The sequence below is a fragment of the Clavibacter davisi genome, assembly GCF_052751415.1.
The window spans coordinates 1,023,171-1,040,744 of sequence record NZ_CP199882.1; the positions used below are offsets into that span (position 1 = coordinate 1,023,171).

15 protein-coding genes are annotated in these 17,574 nt (G+C 72.3%); 9 read left to right on the top strand and 6 right to left on the bottom strand.

The window, feature by feature from the left end; all coding sequences use genetic code 11:
- Positions 1-2: 2 nt before the first annotated feature.
- Positions 3-1,130: a YihY/virulence factor BrkB family protein gene (locus tag ACU4ZT_RS04930; RefSeq protein ID WP_414748213.1), complete on the bottom strand. Its 1,128-nt coding sequence runs from the start codon at positions 1,128-1,130 to the stop codon at positions 3-5.
- A gap of 122 nt (positions 1,131-1,252) precedes the next feature.
- On the opposite strand from ACU4ZT_RS04930, the gene ptsP reads away from it, so the two are divergent.
- A complete protein-coding gene (ptsP, locus tag ACU4ZT_RS04935) occupies positions 1,253-2,908 on the top strand; it encodes a phosphoenolpyruvate--protein phosphotransferase (RefSeq protein ID WP_445338184.1) in 1,656 nt (551 codons plus the stop codon).
- Positions 2,909-3,000: 92 nt separating this feature from the next.
- Here the strand turns inward: ptsP and ACU4ZT_RS04940 are convergent, their stop codons facing one another.
- From ACU4ZT_RS04940 to ACU4ZT_RS04960, 5 genes are all read right to left on the bottom strand, one after another.
- A complete protein-coding gene (locus ACU4ZT_RS04940; RefSeq protein WP_063071670.1) occupies positions 3,001-3,762 on the bottom strand; it encodes a succinate dehydrogenase iron-sulfur subunit in 762 nt (253 codons plus the stop codon).
- 58 nt (positions 3,763-3,820) lie between these two features.
- On the bottom strand, positions 3,821-5,644 hold the full coding sequence (gene sdhA, locus ACU4ZT_RS04945) for a succinate dehydrogenase flavoprotein subunit (RefSeq protein ID WP_270979089.1): 1,824 nt from the start codon (positions 5,642-5,644) through the stop codon (positions 3,821-3,823).
- A 34-nt stretch (positions 5,645-5,678) separates the two neighbouring features.
- A complete protein-coding gene (locus ACU4ZT_RS04950; RefSeq protein WP_063071672.1) occupies positions 5,679-6,140 on the bottom strand; it encodes a succinate dehydrogenase hydrophobic membrane anchor subunit in 462 nt (153 codons plus the stop codon).
- Positions 6,141-6,142: 2 nt separating this feature from the next.
- Entirely contained in the window at positions 6,143-6,577 is a 435-nt protein-coding gene (sdhC, locus tag ACU4ZT_RS04955) for a succinate dehydrogenase, cytochrome b556 subunit (protein WP_081235003.1), read from the bottom strand.
- A gap of 149 nt (positions 6,578-6,726) precedes the next feature.
- Positions 6,727-7,902: a glycosyltransferase family 4 protein gene (locus ACU4ZT_RS04960; RefSeq protein WP_270979092.1), complete on the bottom strand. Its 1,176-nt coding sequence runs from the start codon at positions 7,900-7,902 to the stop codon at positions 6,727-6,729.
- Positions 7,903-8,019: 117 nt separating this feature from the next.
- Here ACU4ZT_RS04960 and ACU4ZT_RS04965 point away from each other — a divergent pair, with 117 nt between their 5' ends.
- The 8 genes from ACU4ZT_RS04965 (at position 8,020) to ACU4ZT_RS05000 (ending at position 17,563) form a co-directional block, all read left to right on the top strand.
- Positions 8,020-9,141: a mannose-1-phosphate guanylyltransferase gene (locus ACU4ZT_RS04965; protein ID WP_063071673.1), complete on the top strand. Its 1,122-nt coding sequence runs from the start codon at positions 8,020-8,022 to the stop codon at positions 9,139-9,141.
- A 74-nt stretch (positions 9,142-9,215) separates the two neighbouring features.
- Positions 9,216-10,289 carry a BMP family lipoprotein gene (locus ACU4ZT_RS04970; RefSeq protein ID WP_063071674.1) on the top strand — a complete coding sequence of 358 codons (1,074 nt, stop codon included), beginning with the start codon at positions 9,216-9,218 and terminating at the stop codon, positions 10,287-10,289.
- Between the two features lie 150 nt (positions 10,290-10,439).
- Positions 10,440-11,534: a BMP family lipoprotein gene (locus ACU4ZT_RS04975; RefSeq protein WP_270979095.1), complete on the top strand. Its 1,095-nt coding sequence runs from the start codon at positions 10,440-10,442 to the stop codon at positions 11,532-11,534.
- Positions 11,535-11,615: 81 nt separating this feature from the next.
- On the top strand, positions 11,616-13,157 hold the full coding sequence (locus ACU4ZT_RS04980) for an ABC transporter ATP-binding protein (RefSeq protein WP_445338189.1): 1,542 nt from the start codon (positions 11,616-11,618) through the stop codon (positions 13,155-13,157).
- The gene (locus ACU4ZT_RS04985) at positions 13,154-14,536 is read left to right on the top strand and encodes an ABC transporter permease (protein WP_445338191.1); all 1,383 of its coding nucleotides are present in this window, start codon (positions 13,154-13,156) and stop codon (positions 14,534-14,536) included. The genes ACU4ZT_RS04980 and ACU4ZT_RS04985 overlap by 4 nt, the downstream gene beginning before the upstream one ends.
- Entirely contained in the window at positions 14,533-15,840 is a 1,308-nt protein-coding gene (locus tag ACU4ZT_RS04990; RefSeq protein WP_445338193.1) for an ABC transporter permease, read from the top strand. Before ACU4ZT_RS04985 ends, ACU4ZT_RS04990 begins: the two co-directional genes overlap by 4 nt.
- Positions 15,837-16,268: a cytidine deaminase gene (locus ACU4ZT_RS04995; protein WP_445338194.1), complete on the top strand. Its 432-nt coding sequence runs from the start codon at positions 15,837-15,839 to the stop codon at positions 16,266-16,268. The genes ACU4ZT_RS04990 and ACU4ZT_RS04995 overlap by 4 nt, the downstream gene beginning before the upstream one ends.
- Positions 16,265-17,563 carry a thymidine phosphorylase gene (locus tag ACU4ZT_RS05000; protein WP_445338196.1) on the top strand — a complete coding sequence of 433 codons (1,299 nt, stop codon included), beginning with the start codon at positions 16,265-16,267 and terminating at the stop codon, positions 17,561-17,563. The genes ACU4ZT_RS04995 and ACU4ZT_RS05000 overlap by 4 nt, the downstream gene beginning before the upstream one ends.
- Positions 17,564-17,574 lie beyond the last annotated feature (11 nt).

Here is a 17,574-nt window from a genome sequence, read left to right on the forward strand (position 1 = left end):
TCCTAACGGCGGTGCTCGCCGCGCAGCCGGAGCAGGACCCGTCGCAGCCCGCGCGACCGGGCGTACCGCTCCCGGGCCCGTTCGCGCTCCTCCTCCTCGAGGATCCGGCGGGCCGCGTCGAGCTCCGCGAGCCGCTCCTCCTCCAGCTGCTCGGGCGTGAGGTCGCGCGCGTCGATGCCCTTGTCGGCCATGCCCACGGCGATCCACGACGCGCAGATCAGGATGACCTGGCAGATCAGGTTGAACCAGATCAGCAGGCCGATGATCACCGCGAACGACGCGAGCAGCGGGTTCCGGCTCGCCCCGCCGAGGAGCGCCGTGCCGAGCACCTTGAGGACGCCCATGGCGACGCCGCCGAGGAGCGCGCCCTGCAGGAGCTGCGGTCGCGGGATCCGGACGCCCGAGAGGATCCGGTAGGCGCCCGCCAGCACGGCCGTGTCGAGCGCGAGCACGAGCGCGAGGCCCACGGTGCGGCCGACGACGATCGCGAGCAGCGAGTCCTCGCGCACCTGCACGAGGCCGAAGACGAAGCCCAGGAGGCCCGTGCTCACGACCGACAGGGCGGCCGAGAGCAGCATCGCGAGCGCGAACACCAGGGCGAGCCCCAGGTCCTTCACCTTGAGGAGCAGGAAGAACGTGGTGGGCGGCGGCAGCTGGAAGATGCGGCGCACGGAGTCGCGCGTCGAGGCCAGCCAGCCGAGCGCGGTGACCAGTAGGCCGATGGAGCCGATGATCCCCGTCGTCCGCACCGCATCGGACGCGAGCAGCGCCTCCGGGTCCTTGATCGCCCCGCCCGGGCCGAACAACCCGGGCACCGCGCCCTGGATGAGCGTGAGCAGCGACTCGAGCAGCGCCGGGTTGCCCGCCAGCACGGATCCCGCGACCGAGAAGCCGACCGCGAGGGCCGCGAACACCGCGAAGACCGCCTGGTACGACATGCCGGCGGCGAGGATCGGCCCGCCCGCGGCCCCGTAGGCGAGGAACACCCGCACGGGCTTGAGCTCCATGACCCGGGCGATCAGTGCGGGGATGCCGGTGGGGGCCGGTCCGTCGGCGGTGGGCGTCGCGCCGGTCGCGGGGGATCCGGGTGCGGGGCGCTCGGGCCGTCCGCGGCCGTCGGGGGCGGTCATGCCCCGAGGATACGGGCCTCCGGGCCCCTGCTAGCGTGGACGGGCCGTTCCGGCAGCCCCACCGGACAGCCCACCCGCGCACGGCGTCCGTGCGCGCGGCCGCACCCGAGCGAGGAGTCCCCGTGCGCATCACCGGTATCGGAGTCGGACATGGAGTGGCCGTCGGGTCCGTGATGCGGATGCCCGACCCGCTCCCCGAGCCCACCACGGATCCCTTCACGGGCGACGCCGCGGCCGAGGTCGCCCGGGTCTCGGAGGCGCTCGCCGCCACGGCCGACGACCTCGCGGAGCGGGGTGCCCGCGCCGGCGGCGACGCGAAGGACGTGCTCGACGCCCAGTCGCTCATGGCGCGCGACCCCGCGCTCCTCGACTCGGTCGGCCGCCTCGTCGGCCAGGGCCGCTCCGGTGAGCGCGCCGTGTTCGAGGCGTTCGCCACCTTCCAGGAGCTCCTCACGGGCATGGGCGGCTACATGGCCGAGCGCGCGGCCGACCTCGCGGACGTCGCCCAGCGCGTCATCGCCCGGCTCCGCGGGGTGCCCGCGCCCGGCATCCCCACGGCCGACGCGCCCTTCGTGCTCGTCGCGCGCGACCTCGCGCCCGCCGACACCGCGCTCCTCGAGCTCGACCGCGTGCTCGCCCTCGTCACCACGGACGGCGGCCCCACCAGCCACACCGCGATCCTCGCCCGCAGCCGCTCCATCCCCGCCATCGTCGGGGCGAGGGGAGCGGCCGACCTCGCGGAGGGCGACGAGGTCGTCGTCGACGCGGCCGCGGGCGTCGTGATCGCGCAGCCGGACGACGCCGAGCGCCAGGACGCCCTCGACCGGATCCGCGCCCGCGAGGAGGCGCTCGCCGCGCCCCTCACGGACGGCGCGCTGGCCGACGGCACGCCCGTCCCGCTCCTCGCCAACCTCGGATCCCCGGCCGAGGCGGCGCGCGCCGTCGAGCTCGGCGCCGAGGGAGTGGGCCTCTTCCGCACCGAGTTCCTGTTCCTCGACGCCGCCGAGGCGCCGTCCGTCGCGGAGCAGACCGTGCAGTACACGGCCCTCCTCGCGGCCTTCCCCGGCCGCAAGGTCGTCGTCCGCGCGCTCGACGCCGGCGCCGACAAGCCGCTCGCGTTCCTCACCGGCGCGCACGAGGAGAACCCCGCGCTCGGCCTCCGCGGCCTCCGCGCCCTGCGCGCCGCCCCCGAGATCCTCCGCGACCAGCTCACGGCCCTCGCCGCCGCGGACGCCGCCACCGACGCCGACCTCTGGGTCATGGCGCCCATGGTCGCCGACGCCGAGGAGGCCGCCTGGTTCGTCGACCTCGGCCGGGAGCTGGGCCTCCGCACCGTCGGCGTGATGGCCGAGGTGCCGTCGCTCGCGCTCCTCGCCGACCAGGTCGTCGAGGTCGCCGACTTCGTGAGCATCGGCACCAACGACCTCACGCAGTACACGATGGCCGCCGACCGGATGCTCGGCTCCGTCGCGTCCTACCAGGACCCGTGGCACCCGGCCGTCCTCCGCCTCGTACGCGCGCTGGGCGACGCGGGCCGGGCGTCGGGCACCCCGGTCGGCATCTGCGGCGAGGCCGCGGCGGATCCGCTCCTCGCCGTCGTCCTCGTGGGCCTCGGCGCGACGAGCCTCTCGATGACCCCGGCCGCCCTCGCGGACGTCCGCCTCGAGCTCAGCCGCCGCACCCTCGACGACGCCCGCTCGGCCGCCGAGGCCGTGCTCACCACGCGCACCGCCGCGGAGGCGCGCGCCGCCGCCGAGCGGATCCTCGCCGACCGCTGATCGGCGGCCCGGGCGACGCGCACCCGGACACGACGACGGCCCCGCCGCTCCGAGGAGCGGCGGGGCCGTGCGCGTGCGGGGGAGCGGCGGCGCTACGCCTTGCCGCGCATGATCGCCTGCTTGACCTCGGCGATCGCCTGCGTGACCTGGATGCCGCGCGGGCACGCCTCGGAGCAGTTGAAGGTCGTGCGGCAGCGCCACACGCCCTCCTTGTCGTTGAGGATGTCGAGGCGCACGTTCGACTCGTCGCGCGAGTCGAAGATGAAGCGGTGCGCGTTGACGATGGCGGCCGGGCCGAAGTACTGGCCGTCGGTCCAGAACACGGGGCACGACGACGTGCACGCGGCGCACAGGATGCACTTGGTGGTGTCGTCGAAGCGGGCGCGCTCGGCGGCGGACTGGATCCGCTCCTTGCCCTTCTCCGGCTTCGTGTTGGAGATGAGGAAGGGCTGCACGTCGCGGAACGACTCGAAGAACGGCTCCATGTCGACGACGAGGTCCTTCTCCAGCGGCAGGCCCTTGATGGCCTCCACGTAGATGGGCTGGTCGATGTCGAGGTCCTTGATGAGCGTCTTGCAGGCCAGGCGGTTGCGCCCGTTGATGCGCATCGCGTCGGATCCGCACACGCCGTGCGCGCAGGAGCGGCGGAAGGTCAGCGACCCGTCCTGCTCCCACTTGATCTTGTGCAGCGCGTCGAGGACGCGATCGGTCGGGTACACCTCGACGTCGAAGTCCTCCCACCTCGGCTCGGCGTCCTGGCCGGGGATGAAGCGGCGGATGATGAGGGTCACCGTGAAGGTGGGGATGGCCGAGGCCTCTCCGGCGGGGGGTGCGTCCAGGGTTGCGGTGCTCACGGGTGCGTTCCTATTCCGTAGGTGGTGCGGTGACGTGCGGCGGCGCTGACCCCGCGGGTCAGTACTTCCGCTCCATCGGCTGGTAGTTCGTGATGACCACGGGCTTCGTGCTCAGCTTGATGTGGTCGCCGGCGTCGGTGCTGTGCGCGTCGCCGGTGAGGTACGCCATGGTGTGGACCATGTAGTTCTCGTCGTCCCGCTTGGGGAAGTCCTCGCGGAAGTGGCCGCCGCGGCTCTCCTTGCGGTACATCGCCGAGTACACGACGACCTCCGCCAGGTCGAGCAGGAAGCCGAGCTCGATGGCCTCGAGCAGGTCGGTGTTGAAGCGCTGGCCCTTGTCCTGCACCTGGATGTTCGTGTACCGCTCGCGCAGGTCGGCGATCACCTTGGTGACCTCGATCAGCGTGTCCTCGGTGCGGAACACCTGGGCGTTGCGGTCCATCGACTCCTGCAGCTCGCGACGGAGCGTCGAGATGCGCTCGGTGCCGTTGGAGTTCCGCGCGCCCTCGACGAGGCCCTTCACGAAGTCGGCCGCGTCGGCGGGCAGCGGCGTGAAGTCGACCGTCTTGACGTACTCGGCCGCGTAGTTGCCCGCGCGCTTGCCGAACACGTTGATGTCGAGGAGCGAGTTGGTGCCGAGGCGGTTGGATCCGTGGACCGACACGCACGCGCACTCGCCGGCCGCGTAGAGGCCGGGCACCACGGTCGTGTTGTCCGAGAGGACCTCGGCCTTGATGTTCGTGGGGATGCCGCCCATCGCGTAGTGCGCGGTGGGGAGCACGGGCACGGGCTCCGTGTAGGGCTCGACTCCCAGGTACGTGCGCGCGAACTCGGTGATGTCCGGGAGCTTCGCGTCGATGACGGCGGGCTCGAGGTGCGTGATGTCGAGGTAGACGTAGTCCTTGTTCGGGCCCGCGCCGCGCCCCTCGCGGATCTCCGTGGCCATGCACCGGGCGACGATGTCGCGGGGCGCGAGGTCCTTGATGGTGGGGGCGTAGCGCTCCATGAAGCGCTCGCCCTCGCTGTTGCGGAGGATCGCGCCCTCGCCGCGCGCCGCCTCCGACAGGAGGATGCCGAGGCCCGCGAGGCCGGTCGGGTGGAACTGGAAGAACTCCATGTCCTCGAGCGGCAGGCCCTTGCGCCAGATGATCCCGACGCCGTCGCCCGTGAGGGTGTGCGCGTTCGAGGTGGTCTTGTAGATCTTGCCGAAGCCGCCCGTGGCGAAGATGACGGCCTTCGACTGGAAGACGTGGATCTCGCCGGTCGAGAGTTCGAGCGCCACGACGCCCGCGGGCTGCTCCTTGCCGTCGACCTCGGCCATGACGAGGTCGAGCACGTAGAACTCGTTGAAGAAGTTGATGCCGAACTTGACGCAGTTCTGGTACAGCGTCTGCAGGATCATGTGGCCCGTGCGGTCGGCCGCGTAGCAGGAGCGGCGCACCGGGCTCTTGCCGTGGTCGGCCGTGTGGCCGCCGAAGCGCCGCTGGTCGATCTTGCCGTCGGGCGTGCGGTTGAAGGGGAGGCCCATGTTCTCGAGGTCGATGACCGCGTCGATGGCCTCCTTGGCGAGGATCTCCGCCGCGTCCTGGTCGACGAGGTAGTCGCCGCCCTTGACGGTGTCGAAGGTGTGCCACTCCCAGCTGTCCTCCTCGACGTTCGCCAGCGCCGCGGCCATGCCGCCCTGCGCCGCGCCCGTGTGCGAGCGGGTGGGGTAGAGCTTCGAGATGACGGCCGTGTTCGCCTGCGGTCCCGCCTCGATCGCCGCGCGCATGCCGGCGCCGCCCGCACCCACGATCACGATGTCGAACTGGTGGTAGTGGACGCCGTCCACGATGGTGCTCGTGGAGGGCTCGGAACCGGGGGTCGCGGTCTCAGTGGTCACAGGCTTCTTTCTCGAGGCGGATGGGCGGCGGGGATCAGATGTCGCCGCAGAAGGAGGGCAGGAGGTCCGCGGGCTGGCCGGCGGGGCACGGGTCGAACGTGAAGACCACGAGCGTGCCGAGCACGATGAGGACCACCGTGGACGCGACCAGCGCGCCCTTGAGGATCGTCCGGGTGCGGGGCGACGCGGCGTAGTCGTTGACGAGCGTGCGCATGCCGTTGGCGCCGTGGATGACCGCGAGCCAGAGCAGCGCGATGTCCCACACCTTCCAGAACGGGTCCGACAGCTTGCCGCCGACGAACGCGAAGTCGATGGCCTTGATGCCCTCGCCGTTGATGAGGTTGACGTAGAGGTGGCCGAAGATGAGCACGACGAGCACGACGCCCGAGGCGCGCATGTACATCCAGCCCCACTTCTCCCAGTTGATCCCGCCCTGGGGGCGCGGACGCGGCTGGCGCGGACGCTCGATGCTCACCTGCTGTGCGATGTCGCTCATGATCAGATCCATCCCGCTTCGCTGAACACGTTCATGAGGTGGCGCGGCACGAAGCCGGCCATGAGCACGACCCACAGGCCGATGACCACGTAGAACATGAGGCGCTGGTGCTTGGCGCCGAAGCGCCAGAAGTCGATGAGGATGATCCGCAGCCCGTTGAGCGCGTGGAACCCGATCGCGCCGACGAGGGCGACCTCGCCGATGCCCATGACGGGGTTCTTGTACGTGCCGATGACCGCGTTGTACGCCTCGGGGCTGACCCGGATGAGGCTCGTGTCGAGCACGTGCACGAGGAGGAAGAAGAAGATGGACACGCCGGTGATGCGGTGCAGCACCCACGACCACATGCCCTCGCGGCCCCGGTACAGCGTCCCGGCGGGGACCTTCGGTGCGCGTGAACTCTGCGGTGCCCGGGTTCCTGCCGTCTTGATGGACACGGAACGACCCTCCCTGATGCTGGTGCTCCGTGGGCGGAGCCCCTTCCGCGCCGTCTTTGCGCGTCCTGACGAGTCTACGGCCGGTCCCGGGCGGTCGCCCGTTAGGGGACCCTAAGCGGCGAGGACGACCCGCTGCCCGGGCGGCGGTGTCAGGCGCCGACGGGCACGGCGTCGGGCGCCGTCGGATCCACCGAGGCGAGCGACGACCGGCGCGCGGAGACGGCGCGGCCGTAGTGGCCGATCAGCTCGTCGCCGATGGTGGCCCACGAGCGGCCGAGGACCGCGCGGCGGCCGGCCTCGCCCATGCGGAGGCGCATCGGCTCGCTGGCGGTCAGCTCGGCGACCAGCCGCCGCAGGTCCGCGTCCCTCGGGGACGCCGGGTCGAAGAGGAACCCGTCGGTGCCGTGGGCGACGAGGTCGATGGGCCCGCCCGCGTGCGGGGCGACGACCGGGAGGCCGGAGGCGTGCGCCTCCTGCACCGTCTGCCCGAACGTCTCCTCGGTGCCCGTGTGCACGAACACGTCCATCGCGGCGTACGCGGCGGCGAGCTCGCGTCCTCCCACCCGCCCGAGCCACGTGACGGGCATGCCCGCGAGGGCGCGTCGGGCGGAGGCCTGGCTCGGGCCGTCGCCCGCGATGAGGAAGCGGACGCCGGGCAGCCCGCGGAGCGCCTGCAGGCGTTCGAGCTGCTTCTCGGGGGCGATCCGTCCCACGTAGCCGACGACGGTCTCGCCGTCCGGGGCGACCCGGCGGCGGAGCGCGACCGCGTCCCCCATCGCCCGGTTGCGCGGGTGGTAGCGGTCGAGGTCCACGCCGCGGCCCCAGCGCGCGACGCGCTCGACGCCCGCGGCGGCGAGGTCGGCGGCGGCGGCGCTCGACGGCGCGAGCGTCAGGTCGGCGCCCTGGTGGATCCACCGCACCAGCCGCCACACGTACGGCGCCGTCGCGGCGAGGCCGTTGCGCCGCGCGTAGCCGGCGACGTCGGTCTGGAACACGGCCACCGACGGGGTGTCGATGCGGGTCGCCGCGGCGATGGCCTGCGCGCCCAGGAAGAGGGGGGAGGCCGCGTGCAGCACGTCCGGCGCGAAGTCCGTCAGGAGGCGCAGCACCTGGGGGTTCGGGATCCCGACGGGGAACTGCCGGTAGGCGATGGCGGGCACGCCGTGCACCCGGAAGCCCGCGAACTCCGCGGGCGCCCCGGCGTCGGGGGCGATGACGAGCACCTCGTGCCCGCGGTCCCGCAGGTGCTCGAGGACACGGCAGACGCTCGTGGTGACGCCGTTGACGGTGGGGAGGAAGCTCTCGCTGACGACGGCTACGCGCATGCCGCCGACGCTAGGCACCGGCGCCCAATACGGCCCCGCGGCGTCGTGAACGCGCCCTTGCCGGCGCGTGAACTCGGCGCATCCAGCGGGCTCCGGGCCCTCTACTAGGGTGGGCCCATGGCCGAGCAGACGAGCGCGATCTCCCGTTTCTACAGCGTCATCCCCGCTGGGGGAGTGGGCTCCCGGCTCTGGCCCCTGTCGCGCGCCGACGCCCCGAAGTTCCTGCACGACCTCACCGGATCCGGCCGCACGCTCCTCCGGGACACGTGGGAGCGCCTCGCCCCGCTGTCCGGCGAGGACCGGATCATGGTCGTCACCGGCCGCGCCCACCGCGCCGCCGTCGAGGCCCAGCTGCCCGAGCTCGCCGACCTCAACGTCGTGCTGGAGAGCGAGGGCCGGGACAGCACCGCGGCCATCGCGCTCGCCGCCGCCATCCTCGAGCGCCGGGAGCCGGGCGTCATCATCGGCTCATTCGCCGCCGACCACGTCATCGCCGACCCCGACCGCTTCCGCGACACCGTGCGCGAGGCCGTCATCGCGGCGGACGCCGGCTACATCACCACCATCGGCATCACGCCCACCGAGCCCGCCACGGGGTTCGGCTACATCCACACGGGCAAGGCGCTCAGCATCGCGGAGGCGCCGCACGCCCTCGAGGTCGCCTCGTTCGTGGAGAAGCCCAGCATCGGGGTCGCCCGCGGCTACGTGAAGGGCGGCACGCACCTCTGGAACGCGGGCATGTTCATCGCGCGCGCGGACCGCCTGCTCGAGGAGCTCGGCCGCACGGAGCCGGAGCTGCTGAAGGGCGTGCTCGAGCTGGCCGAGGCGTGGGATACCGCCGACCGCGGCCTCGTCGTCGACCGCGTCTGGCCCAACCTCAAGAAGATCGCCATCGACTACGCGGTCGCCGAGCCCGCGGCCGCGCGCGGTGCCCTCGCCGTGATCCCCGGCCGCTTCGCCTGGGACGACGTCGGCGACTTCGCGTCCGTGGCCAAGATGCACTCGAACGGGCGGAAGTCCGACCTCGTGATCCTCGGCGAGGACGCGCGCGTCCTGTCCGACGCGTCGAGCGGCATCGTGGTGGCGAACAGCAAGCGCGTGATCAGCCTCATCGGCGTGCGCGACATCGTGGTCGTCGACACCCCGGACGCGCTCCTCGTCACCACGAAGGAGAACGCGCAGCGGGTCAAGAGCGTGGTGGACGCGCTCAAGCTCAGCGGCGGGACGGACGTCCTGTAACGAACGGGTAACGAACCCCTCCGGGGGTTTCCGGCGGCCGAGAGGCCCGAGAGCCGCGCCGTTAGATTCCGGGGATGCCCCGCATCCGCCGCCTCGCGCGCGCCGCCTCCCTGTCCATCGCCTTCCTCTCCGCCGCGGTCCTCGCCGGATGCGGCGCGGCCCCCGAGCCCGGCGCCACCTCGGCTGCCGCGAGCGGGTACTGCGCCCGGATGGTCACGAACTCGGGCGGCCTCCAGGACCGCTCCTTCAACCAGTCGAGCTGGGAGGGTCTGCAGCGCGCCGAGCAGGAGCTCGGGATCCAGGCCGACGTGCTCGTGTCGACGTCCGAGACCGACCTGGCGCCGAACGTCCAGCAGGCCGTCGGCACAGGGTGCGGCTTCGTGCTCACCGTCGGCTACGAGCTGGCCGAGGCGACCACGGCGGCGGCGGCCCAGAACCCCGACGTGCACTTCTCGATCGTCGACGAGGTCGTCGACGCCCCCAACGTGAAGCCGCTCGTCTTCGACACCGCTCAGGCCTCCTACCTCGCGGGCTACCTCGCGGCGGGCGTCAGCCAGACGGGCAAGGTCGGCACCTTCGGCGGCGGCAACCAGCCGCCCGTCACCCTCTTCATGGACGGCTTCGTCGACGGCGTCGCCGCCTACAACCAGGCCCACGGCACGAGCGTCCAGGCGCTCGGCTGGGACGCGGCGGCGCAGGACGGCACCTTCACGGGCGACTTCGAGGACGTGTCGAAGGGCCAGACCACCACGCAGAACCTGCTCGACCAGGGCGCGGACGTCATCATGCCGGTCGCCGGGCAGGTGGGGGAGGGTGCCGCGTCGGCGATCCTCGCGCACGGCAGCGGCAAGCTGATCTGGGTCGACAACGACGGCTACGACACGCTTCCCGCCGAGTACCGGCCGCTCCTGCTCACGAGCGTGCTCAAGGACACCGGACAGGCCGTGGTCGACATCGTGGGGGACGACCAGAAGGGGTCCTTCTCCTCGGAGCCGTACGTCGGGACGCTCGCGAACGGCGGCGTGGGCCTCGCGGGGTACCACGACCTCGCCGCCTCGGTGCCGGCCGGGCTGCAGTCGGAGCTCGACGCGCTGAAGGCCCGGATCGTGTCCGGCGAGGTCGAGGTGCGGTCCGTCTCGACGCCATAGCAGGACCCGTGTTGCCGCGGTGTTTCGGGGCCGTCGCGAGTGGATAACGCTTGCACCCCCGGTCCCGATCCGGGCGCCAGGAGCATTCCCGCGCATGGGTAACATGAACGCACATCGCCCGGGGGACCCGGGCTGCACCTGGAGGCCACAGTGACCATCACCACCCGAAAGGCCGCCCTCGGCGGTCTCGCCGCCGTCGGCATCACCGCGATCCTCGCGGGCTGCGGCGCCGCCCCCGAGTCGACCGCGGGAGGCACGGGCGCCGCCGCGAAGAGCGACCTGCGCACCTGCATGGTCTCCGACTCCGGCGGCTTCGACGACAAGTCGTTCAACCAGCTCGGCTACGAGGGCCTCAACAAGGCGGCGGACGACCTCGGGCTCGTCAAGCCGAACGCCGTCGAGTCGGCCGCGGAGACCGACTTCGCGCCGAACCTCACCAACCTCGCCGATCAGGGCTGCGGCCTGATCGTCACCGTGGGCTACCTGCTGGCGGACGCCACCAAGGAGGCGGCGGCGTCCAACACCGACATCGAGTACGCGATCATCGACGACGCGACCATCGACGCCCCGAACGTGAAGCCCATCACGTTCAACACGAGCGAGGCCGCGTTCCTCGCGGGCTACGCGGCGGCGGCCTACTCGAAGACCGGCACGGTCGGCACCTTCGGCGGACTGCAGATCCCGACCGTCACCATCTTCATGGACGGCTTCGTCGACGGCGTGAAGTACTACAACGAGCAGAAGGGCAAGGACGTCAAGGCCATCGGCTGGGACGTCGCCAGCCAGACCGGCTCGTTCACCGGCGGGTTCGAGGCGAACCCCGCCGCGAAGACCAGCGCGCAGACGCTCATCGACCAGGGCGCGGACGTCATCATGCCCGTCGGCGGCCCGATCTTCCTCAGCGCGGGGCAGGCGATCCGCGACTCCGGGGACAAGAAGGTCGTCATGGTGGGCGTCGACTCCGACGCGTACGAGAGCGCGCCCGACCTCAAGGACCTCTTCCTCACCTCGGTGCTCAAGGGCATCGACGCGGGCGTCGAGGACGTCGTGAAGACGGCGGCGGACGGGAAGTTCGACGCGACCCCGTATGTCGGCACCCTCGAGAACGGCGGCGTCGACATCGCCCCGTTCCACGACTACGAGTCCGAGGTCCCGTCGGAGCTGTCCGGCGAGATCGAGAAGATCAAGGCCGGCATCATCGACGGCTCGATCTCGGTCGAGTCGCCCTCGTCGCTGACGAAGTAGCATCGAACGCACCGCGGGGGGATCGGCAGGCGCCGGTCCCCCCGCCGCGTGTCCACCCGACCCACCGAACGGATTGATCCGATGAAGCTCGAACTGCGGGGCATCACCAAGCGCTTCGGCGCCCTGGTCGCCAACGACCACATCGACCTGGTGGTCCAGCCCGGGGAGATCCACTGCCTCCTCGGCGAGAACGGCGCCGGCAAGTCCACGCTGATGAACGTGCTCTACGGCCTGTACCAGGCGGAGGAGGGCGACATCCTCCTCGACGATCGCGTCGCCCGCTTCGCCGGACCCGGCGATGCGATGGCCGCCGGCATCGGCATGGTGCACCAGCACTTCATGCTCATCCCCGTGTTCACGGTCGCGGAGAACGTCATGCTCGGCCACGAGGAGACGAAGGCCGGCGGCCGGCTCGACCTGGCCGCGGCCCGCGCGAAGGTGCGCGAGATCTCGGCCCGGTTCGGCTTCGACGTGGATCCCGACGCCCTCGTCGACGACCTGCCCGTGGGCGTGCAGCAGCGCGTCGAGATCATCAAGGCGCTGTCGCGCGACGCGAAGGTGCTCGTGTTCGACGAGCCGACCGCCGTGCTCACGCCGCAGGAGACCGACGAGCTCATGGTCATCATGAAGCAGCTGCGGGACGCGGGCACGGGCATCGTCTTCATCACCCACAAGCTGCGCGAGGTGCGCGAGGTCGCGGACCGCATCACGGTCATCCGGCTCGGCAAGGTGGTCGGCGAGGCCGAGCCCACCGCGAGCAACGCCGAGCTCGCCGCCCTCATGGTCGGCCGGAGCGTGTCGCTCACGGTCGCCAAGGAGCCGGCGACGCCCGGCGACGCGGCCCTCGTCGTGCGCGACCTCACGGTCGTCGACGCCGCGGGCCAGGTCGTCGTCGACGGCGTGAGCTTCGAGGTGCACGCGGGGGAGATCCTCGCCATCGCCGGCGTGCAGGGCAACGGGCAGACCGAGCTCACCGAGGCGATCCTCGGCCTCCAGGCGCGCGTCACCGGCACCATCGACCTGGACGGCACGCGCCTCACGGGCCGCTCGGTGCGCCGCGTGCTCGACGCGGGCGTGGGCTTCGTGCCCGAGGACCGCAACGAGGACGGACTCGTCCCCGAGTTCACCATCGCCGAGAACCTCATGCTCGACCGGTCCGACAGCCCGCCGTTCGTGGTGGCCGGATCCCTGAAGCTCGCCTACCTCGACTCCTTCGCGCGCGACCGCGTGCGCGAGTTCGACATCCGCACGCAGGGCATCGACACGCACGTCGGACGGCTCTCCGGCGGCAACGCGCAGAAGGTCGTGCTCGCCCGCGAGCTCAGCCGGGAGCTGCGGCTCCTCGTCGCCGCGCAGCCCACGCGCGGCCTCGACGTCGGCTCCATCGAGTTCGTCCACACGCGCGTCATCGAGACGCGCGACCGGGGCCTGCCCGTCATCGTCGTCTCCACGGAGCTCGACGAGGTCGCGGCGCTGGCCGACCGCATCGCCGTGATGTACCGCGGCGGCATCGTCGGCATCGTCCCGGGCGACACCCCGCGCGACGTGCTCGGCCTCATGATGGCCGGCGAGGTCCCCGCATCCGCCACCACCCCCACGACCGCCGGAGGGCGCACCGCATGACCGACGACACCACTCGTCCCGAGGGCCAGGGCCCCGCGGACCCGTCCGCCGGACAGCTGCCCGCGTCCGGTCGCGAGGCCGGATCGGTGGGCGACCCCACGCGCGCGGAGGCGCCCGCGGGCGTCGCGGCCGTGGATGCGCCCGCCCCCGCCGACGGCCCCGCGCCCGAGGCGGAGGGCTCGCGCGCCGGCCAGGTGCTCCGCGAGATCGCGTCGGGCAGCGCGCTGCTGTCCGTGCTCGCGGTCGTGCTGTCGCTCCTCGTCGGCGCGCTGCTCATCGCCGTCACCGACGAGGCGACGCAGAAGGCCGCCGGCTACTTCTTCCAGCGTCCCACCGACACGCTGAGCGCGGCGTGGGACGCCGCGTCGGGCGCGTACTCCGCGCTCTTCCAGGGCTCGATCTACAACTTCCGCCGCCCGGGCTTCGCGAACGGCATCAAGCCGCTCACGGAGACGCTGACCTTCGCCACCCCGCTCATCGCGGCCGGACTCGGCGTCGCGCTCGCGTTCCGCGTGGGCCTGTTCAACATCGGCGCGCGCGGCCAGATGCTCATCGCCGCGGCGTGCGCCGGCTGGGTCGGCTTCAGCTTCGACATGCCGCCCGCGCTGCACCTCGTGCTCGCGGTGGGCGCGGGCATCCTCGGCGGCGCGCTCTGGGGCGGGATCGTCGGGCTCCTCAAGGCGCGCACGGGCGCGCACGAGGTGATCGTCACGATCATGCTCAACTACGTCGCCTTCTACCTCCTCTCCTACCTGCTGCGGACCCCGGGCCTCCTCCAGGCGCCCGGGTCGAACAACCCGAAGACCCCGGGCATGAAGGACAGCGCGGTCTTCCCCGCCCTCCTCGGCGACGGCTACTCGCTGCACGCGGGCTTCCTCGTGGTCGTCCTCGCGACGGTGCTGGTCTGGTACCTGCTCAACCGCTCCGGCCTCGGATTCCGCTTCCGCGCGGTGGGCGAGAACCCGAGCGCGGCCCGGGTCGCGGGCATCGACGTGAAGAACTCCTACCTCTACGCCATGCTCATCTCCGGCGGGCTCGCGGGCCTCGCCGGGGCGAGCCAGGTGCTCGGCACCGTCACCACGGGCTTCAGCTCGGGGATCGACGCGGGCATCGGCTTCGACGCCATCACGGTGGCGCTGCTCGGCCGCAGCCGGCCCTGGGGCGTCTTCGTCGCCGGGATCCTGTTCGGCGCGTTCAAGGCCGGCGGCTTCTCGATGCAGGCGGCCGAGGGCGTGCCCATCGACATCGTCGTGGTCGTCCAGTCGCTCATCGTCCTGTTCATCGCGGCGCCCCCGCTCGTGCGGGCGGTCTTCCGCCTCCCCGCGCCGGGCCAGGCGCGTCGCACCACCCGGATCCGGAAGGCGGCGACGGCATCGTGACCGCGACGACCCCCACCACCCCCGCCCCGACGCCCGCGCCCCAGGATCCGGCTGCCGCGGCCCTCGAGCGCTCCGTGGCGACCAGCTGGAAGGCCCCCGTCGCATTCGGGATCTTCACGCTCATCTCCCTGGTCCTCTTCGTGCTCCTCGGCCGGGAGGGCTCGAGCACGTTCGGCCTCTCGACGGGGACGGACCTCATCCAGCTCGCCTCGGTCGTGCTGCCGACCGCCGCGACCGGCGTGGTCGTGACCGTCGCCCTCGCGGCGCTCACGGTCGTCGCGGCCCTGCTGGTGCGCCGCGCGGCGAAGGTGCCGCTGTGGCTCACGGCCGTCTTCGCCGTGCTGTTCCTCGTGGCGTTCCTCACCTGGGCGTCCGCCGGCCAGACGATCCCCGTGCCCGGGCTCCTCGTGGGCACGGTCGCGCTGTCGGTGCCGCTCATCTTCGGCGCGCTCGGCGGCGTGCTCTCGGAGCGCGTCGGCGTCGTCAACGTCGCCATCGAGGGCCAGCTGCTCGCCGGCGCCTTCGTCTCGGCGGTCGTGGCGTCGATCACGGGCCAGCCGCTCATCGGCCTCGCCTCGGCGATGGTGGCCGGCATGCTGGTGTCGTTCGTGCTCGCGGCCTTCGCGATCAAGTACCTGGTCGACCAGGTGATCGTCGGCGTGGTGCTCAACGTGCTCGTCACCGGCCTCACGAGCTTCCTGTTCTCGCAGGTGCTCTCGGCCGACCCCGAGCGGCTCAACTCGCCGCCGCGGTTCGACCGGATCGACATCCCGCTGCTCGGCCAGATCCCCATCATCGGCCCGGTGCTGTTCCGGCAGACGATCATCGTCTACCTCATGTACGTGGCCGTCTTCCTCGTCTGGTACTGCCTGTTCCACACCCGCTGGGGCCTGCGCCTCCGCGCGGTGGGCGAGCACCCGCAGGCGGCCGACACCGTGGGCATCAAGGTCGCGCGCACCCGGTTCTGGAACGTGTCCCTCGCGGGGGCCATCGCGGGTCTCGGCGGCGCGTTCTTCACGCTCGGCTCCGTGGGCGCGTTCAACAAGGAGATGACCGCCGGCGCGGGCTTCATCGCGCTGGCCGCCGTCATCTTCGGCCGGTGGGATCCGCTGCGCGCCACGCTCGCGGCCCTCCTGTTCGGCTTCGCGAGCAACCTGCAGAACGTCCTCGGCGTCATCGGGTCGCCCGTGCCGAGCGAGTTCATGCTGATGCTGCCGTACGTCGTGACCATCGCCGCGGTCGCCGGACTCGTGGGGCAGGTGCGCGGCCCCGCCGCGGCCGGCAAGCCCTACGTGAAGTCGTGAGCGGCGCGGAGCCCGTGGAGTCGGGCGGCATCGACTGGGGCTCGCTCCGCGAGGCGGCGCACGAGGCCATGGGCCGGGCGTACGTCCCGTACTCGGGGTTCCCCGTGGGCGTGGCCGCCATCGCGACCGACGGCCGGGTCATCACGGGCTGCAACGTGGAGAACGCGTCCTACGGCCTCACCCTCTGCGCCGAGTGCGCGCTCGTCTCCGTGCTGCACCTCACGGGCGGCGGCCAGCTCGTCGCCTTCACGTGCGTGGACGGCGACGGCAACATCCTCATGCCGTGCGGGCGCTGCCGGCAGCTGCTGTTCGAGCACGCGGTGCCGGGCATGCTGCTGGAGACCGTCTCGGGCATCCGCACGATCGACGAGGTGCTGCCCGACGCCTTCGGGCCGAGCACCTTGGACGCCTACGGGAGCCGGTCGTGAGCGCCGCGTTCGACGTCGTCGACCTGATCCGCGCCAAGCGCGACGGCGGCCGGCTCTCGACCGCCGAGATCGACTGGCTGGTCGCGGCCTACACCGACCGCTACGTGGCGGACGAGCAGATGGCCGCGCTCGCGATGGCGATCCTGCTCCGCGGCATGGACCGCGCGGAGATCCGCGACCTCACCCTCGCCATGATCGCGAGCGGCGAGACGCTCGACTTCTCGGGGCTCGGCAAGCCCACGGTCGACAAGCACTCCACGGGCGGCGTGGGCGACAAGATCACCCTCCCGCTCATGCCGCTGGTCGCCTCCTACGGCGTCGCCGTGCCGCAGCTCTCCGGCCGCGGACTCGGCCACACGGGCGGCACGCTCGACAAGCTCGAGTCGATCCCGGGCTGGCGCGCCGACCTCTCCACCGAGGAGATGGTGCAGCAGATGAAGGATCACGGCGGCGTGGTCTGCGCGGCCGGCAGCGGGCTCGCCCCCGCGGACAAGCGGCTCTACGCGCTCCGCGACACCACGGGCACGGTCGAGGCGATCCCGCTCATCGCGTCCAGCATCATGAGCAAGAAGATCGCGGAGGGCACGGGCGCCCTCGTGCTCGACGTGAAGTTCGGCGGCGGCGCCTTCATGACCGACATCGACCGGTCGCGCGAGCTCGCACGCACCATGGTCGAGCTCGGCACGGACGCGGGGGTGCGCACGACCGCGCTCCTCACCGACATGGACGTGCCGCTCGGCCTCGCCATCGGCAACGCCAACGAGGTGCGCGAGTCCGTCGAGGTGCTCGCGGGCGGCGGTCCGGCCGACGTCGTGGAGCTCACGGTCGCGCTCGCGCGGGAGATGCTCGCCGCGGTCGGGATCCCGGACGCCGACGTCGAGGAGGCCCTCCGCGACGGTCGCGCCATGGACTCGTGGCGCGCGACCGTGCGCGCGCAGGGCGGGGATCCGGACGCCGCGCTGCCCGTCGCGCGCGAGACGCACGTCGTGACCGCGGAGCGCGACGGCGTGCTCGTGCGGCAGGACGCGCTCCCGTTCGGCATCGCCGCCTGGCGCCTCGGCGCCGGACGCGCGCGCCAGGGCGACGCCGTCCAGCACGCCGCGGGCGTCGACCTGCACGCGAAGCCGGGGGACCGCGTCCGCCGTGGCGATCCGCTGTTCACCCTGTCCGCCGACGAGCCGGAGCGGTTCGCCCGGGCGCTCGAGTCGCTCGAGGGCGCCTACCGCGTCGGCGACCCGGACGAGTTCGTCGCCCGCGGCCCGCTCGTGCGGGAGCGCATCACCGCCGAGGGCTGACCCGGGGCCGG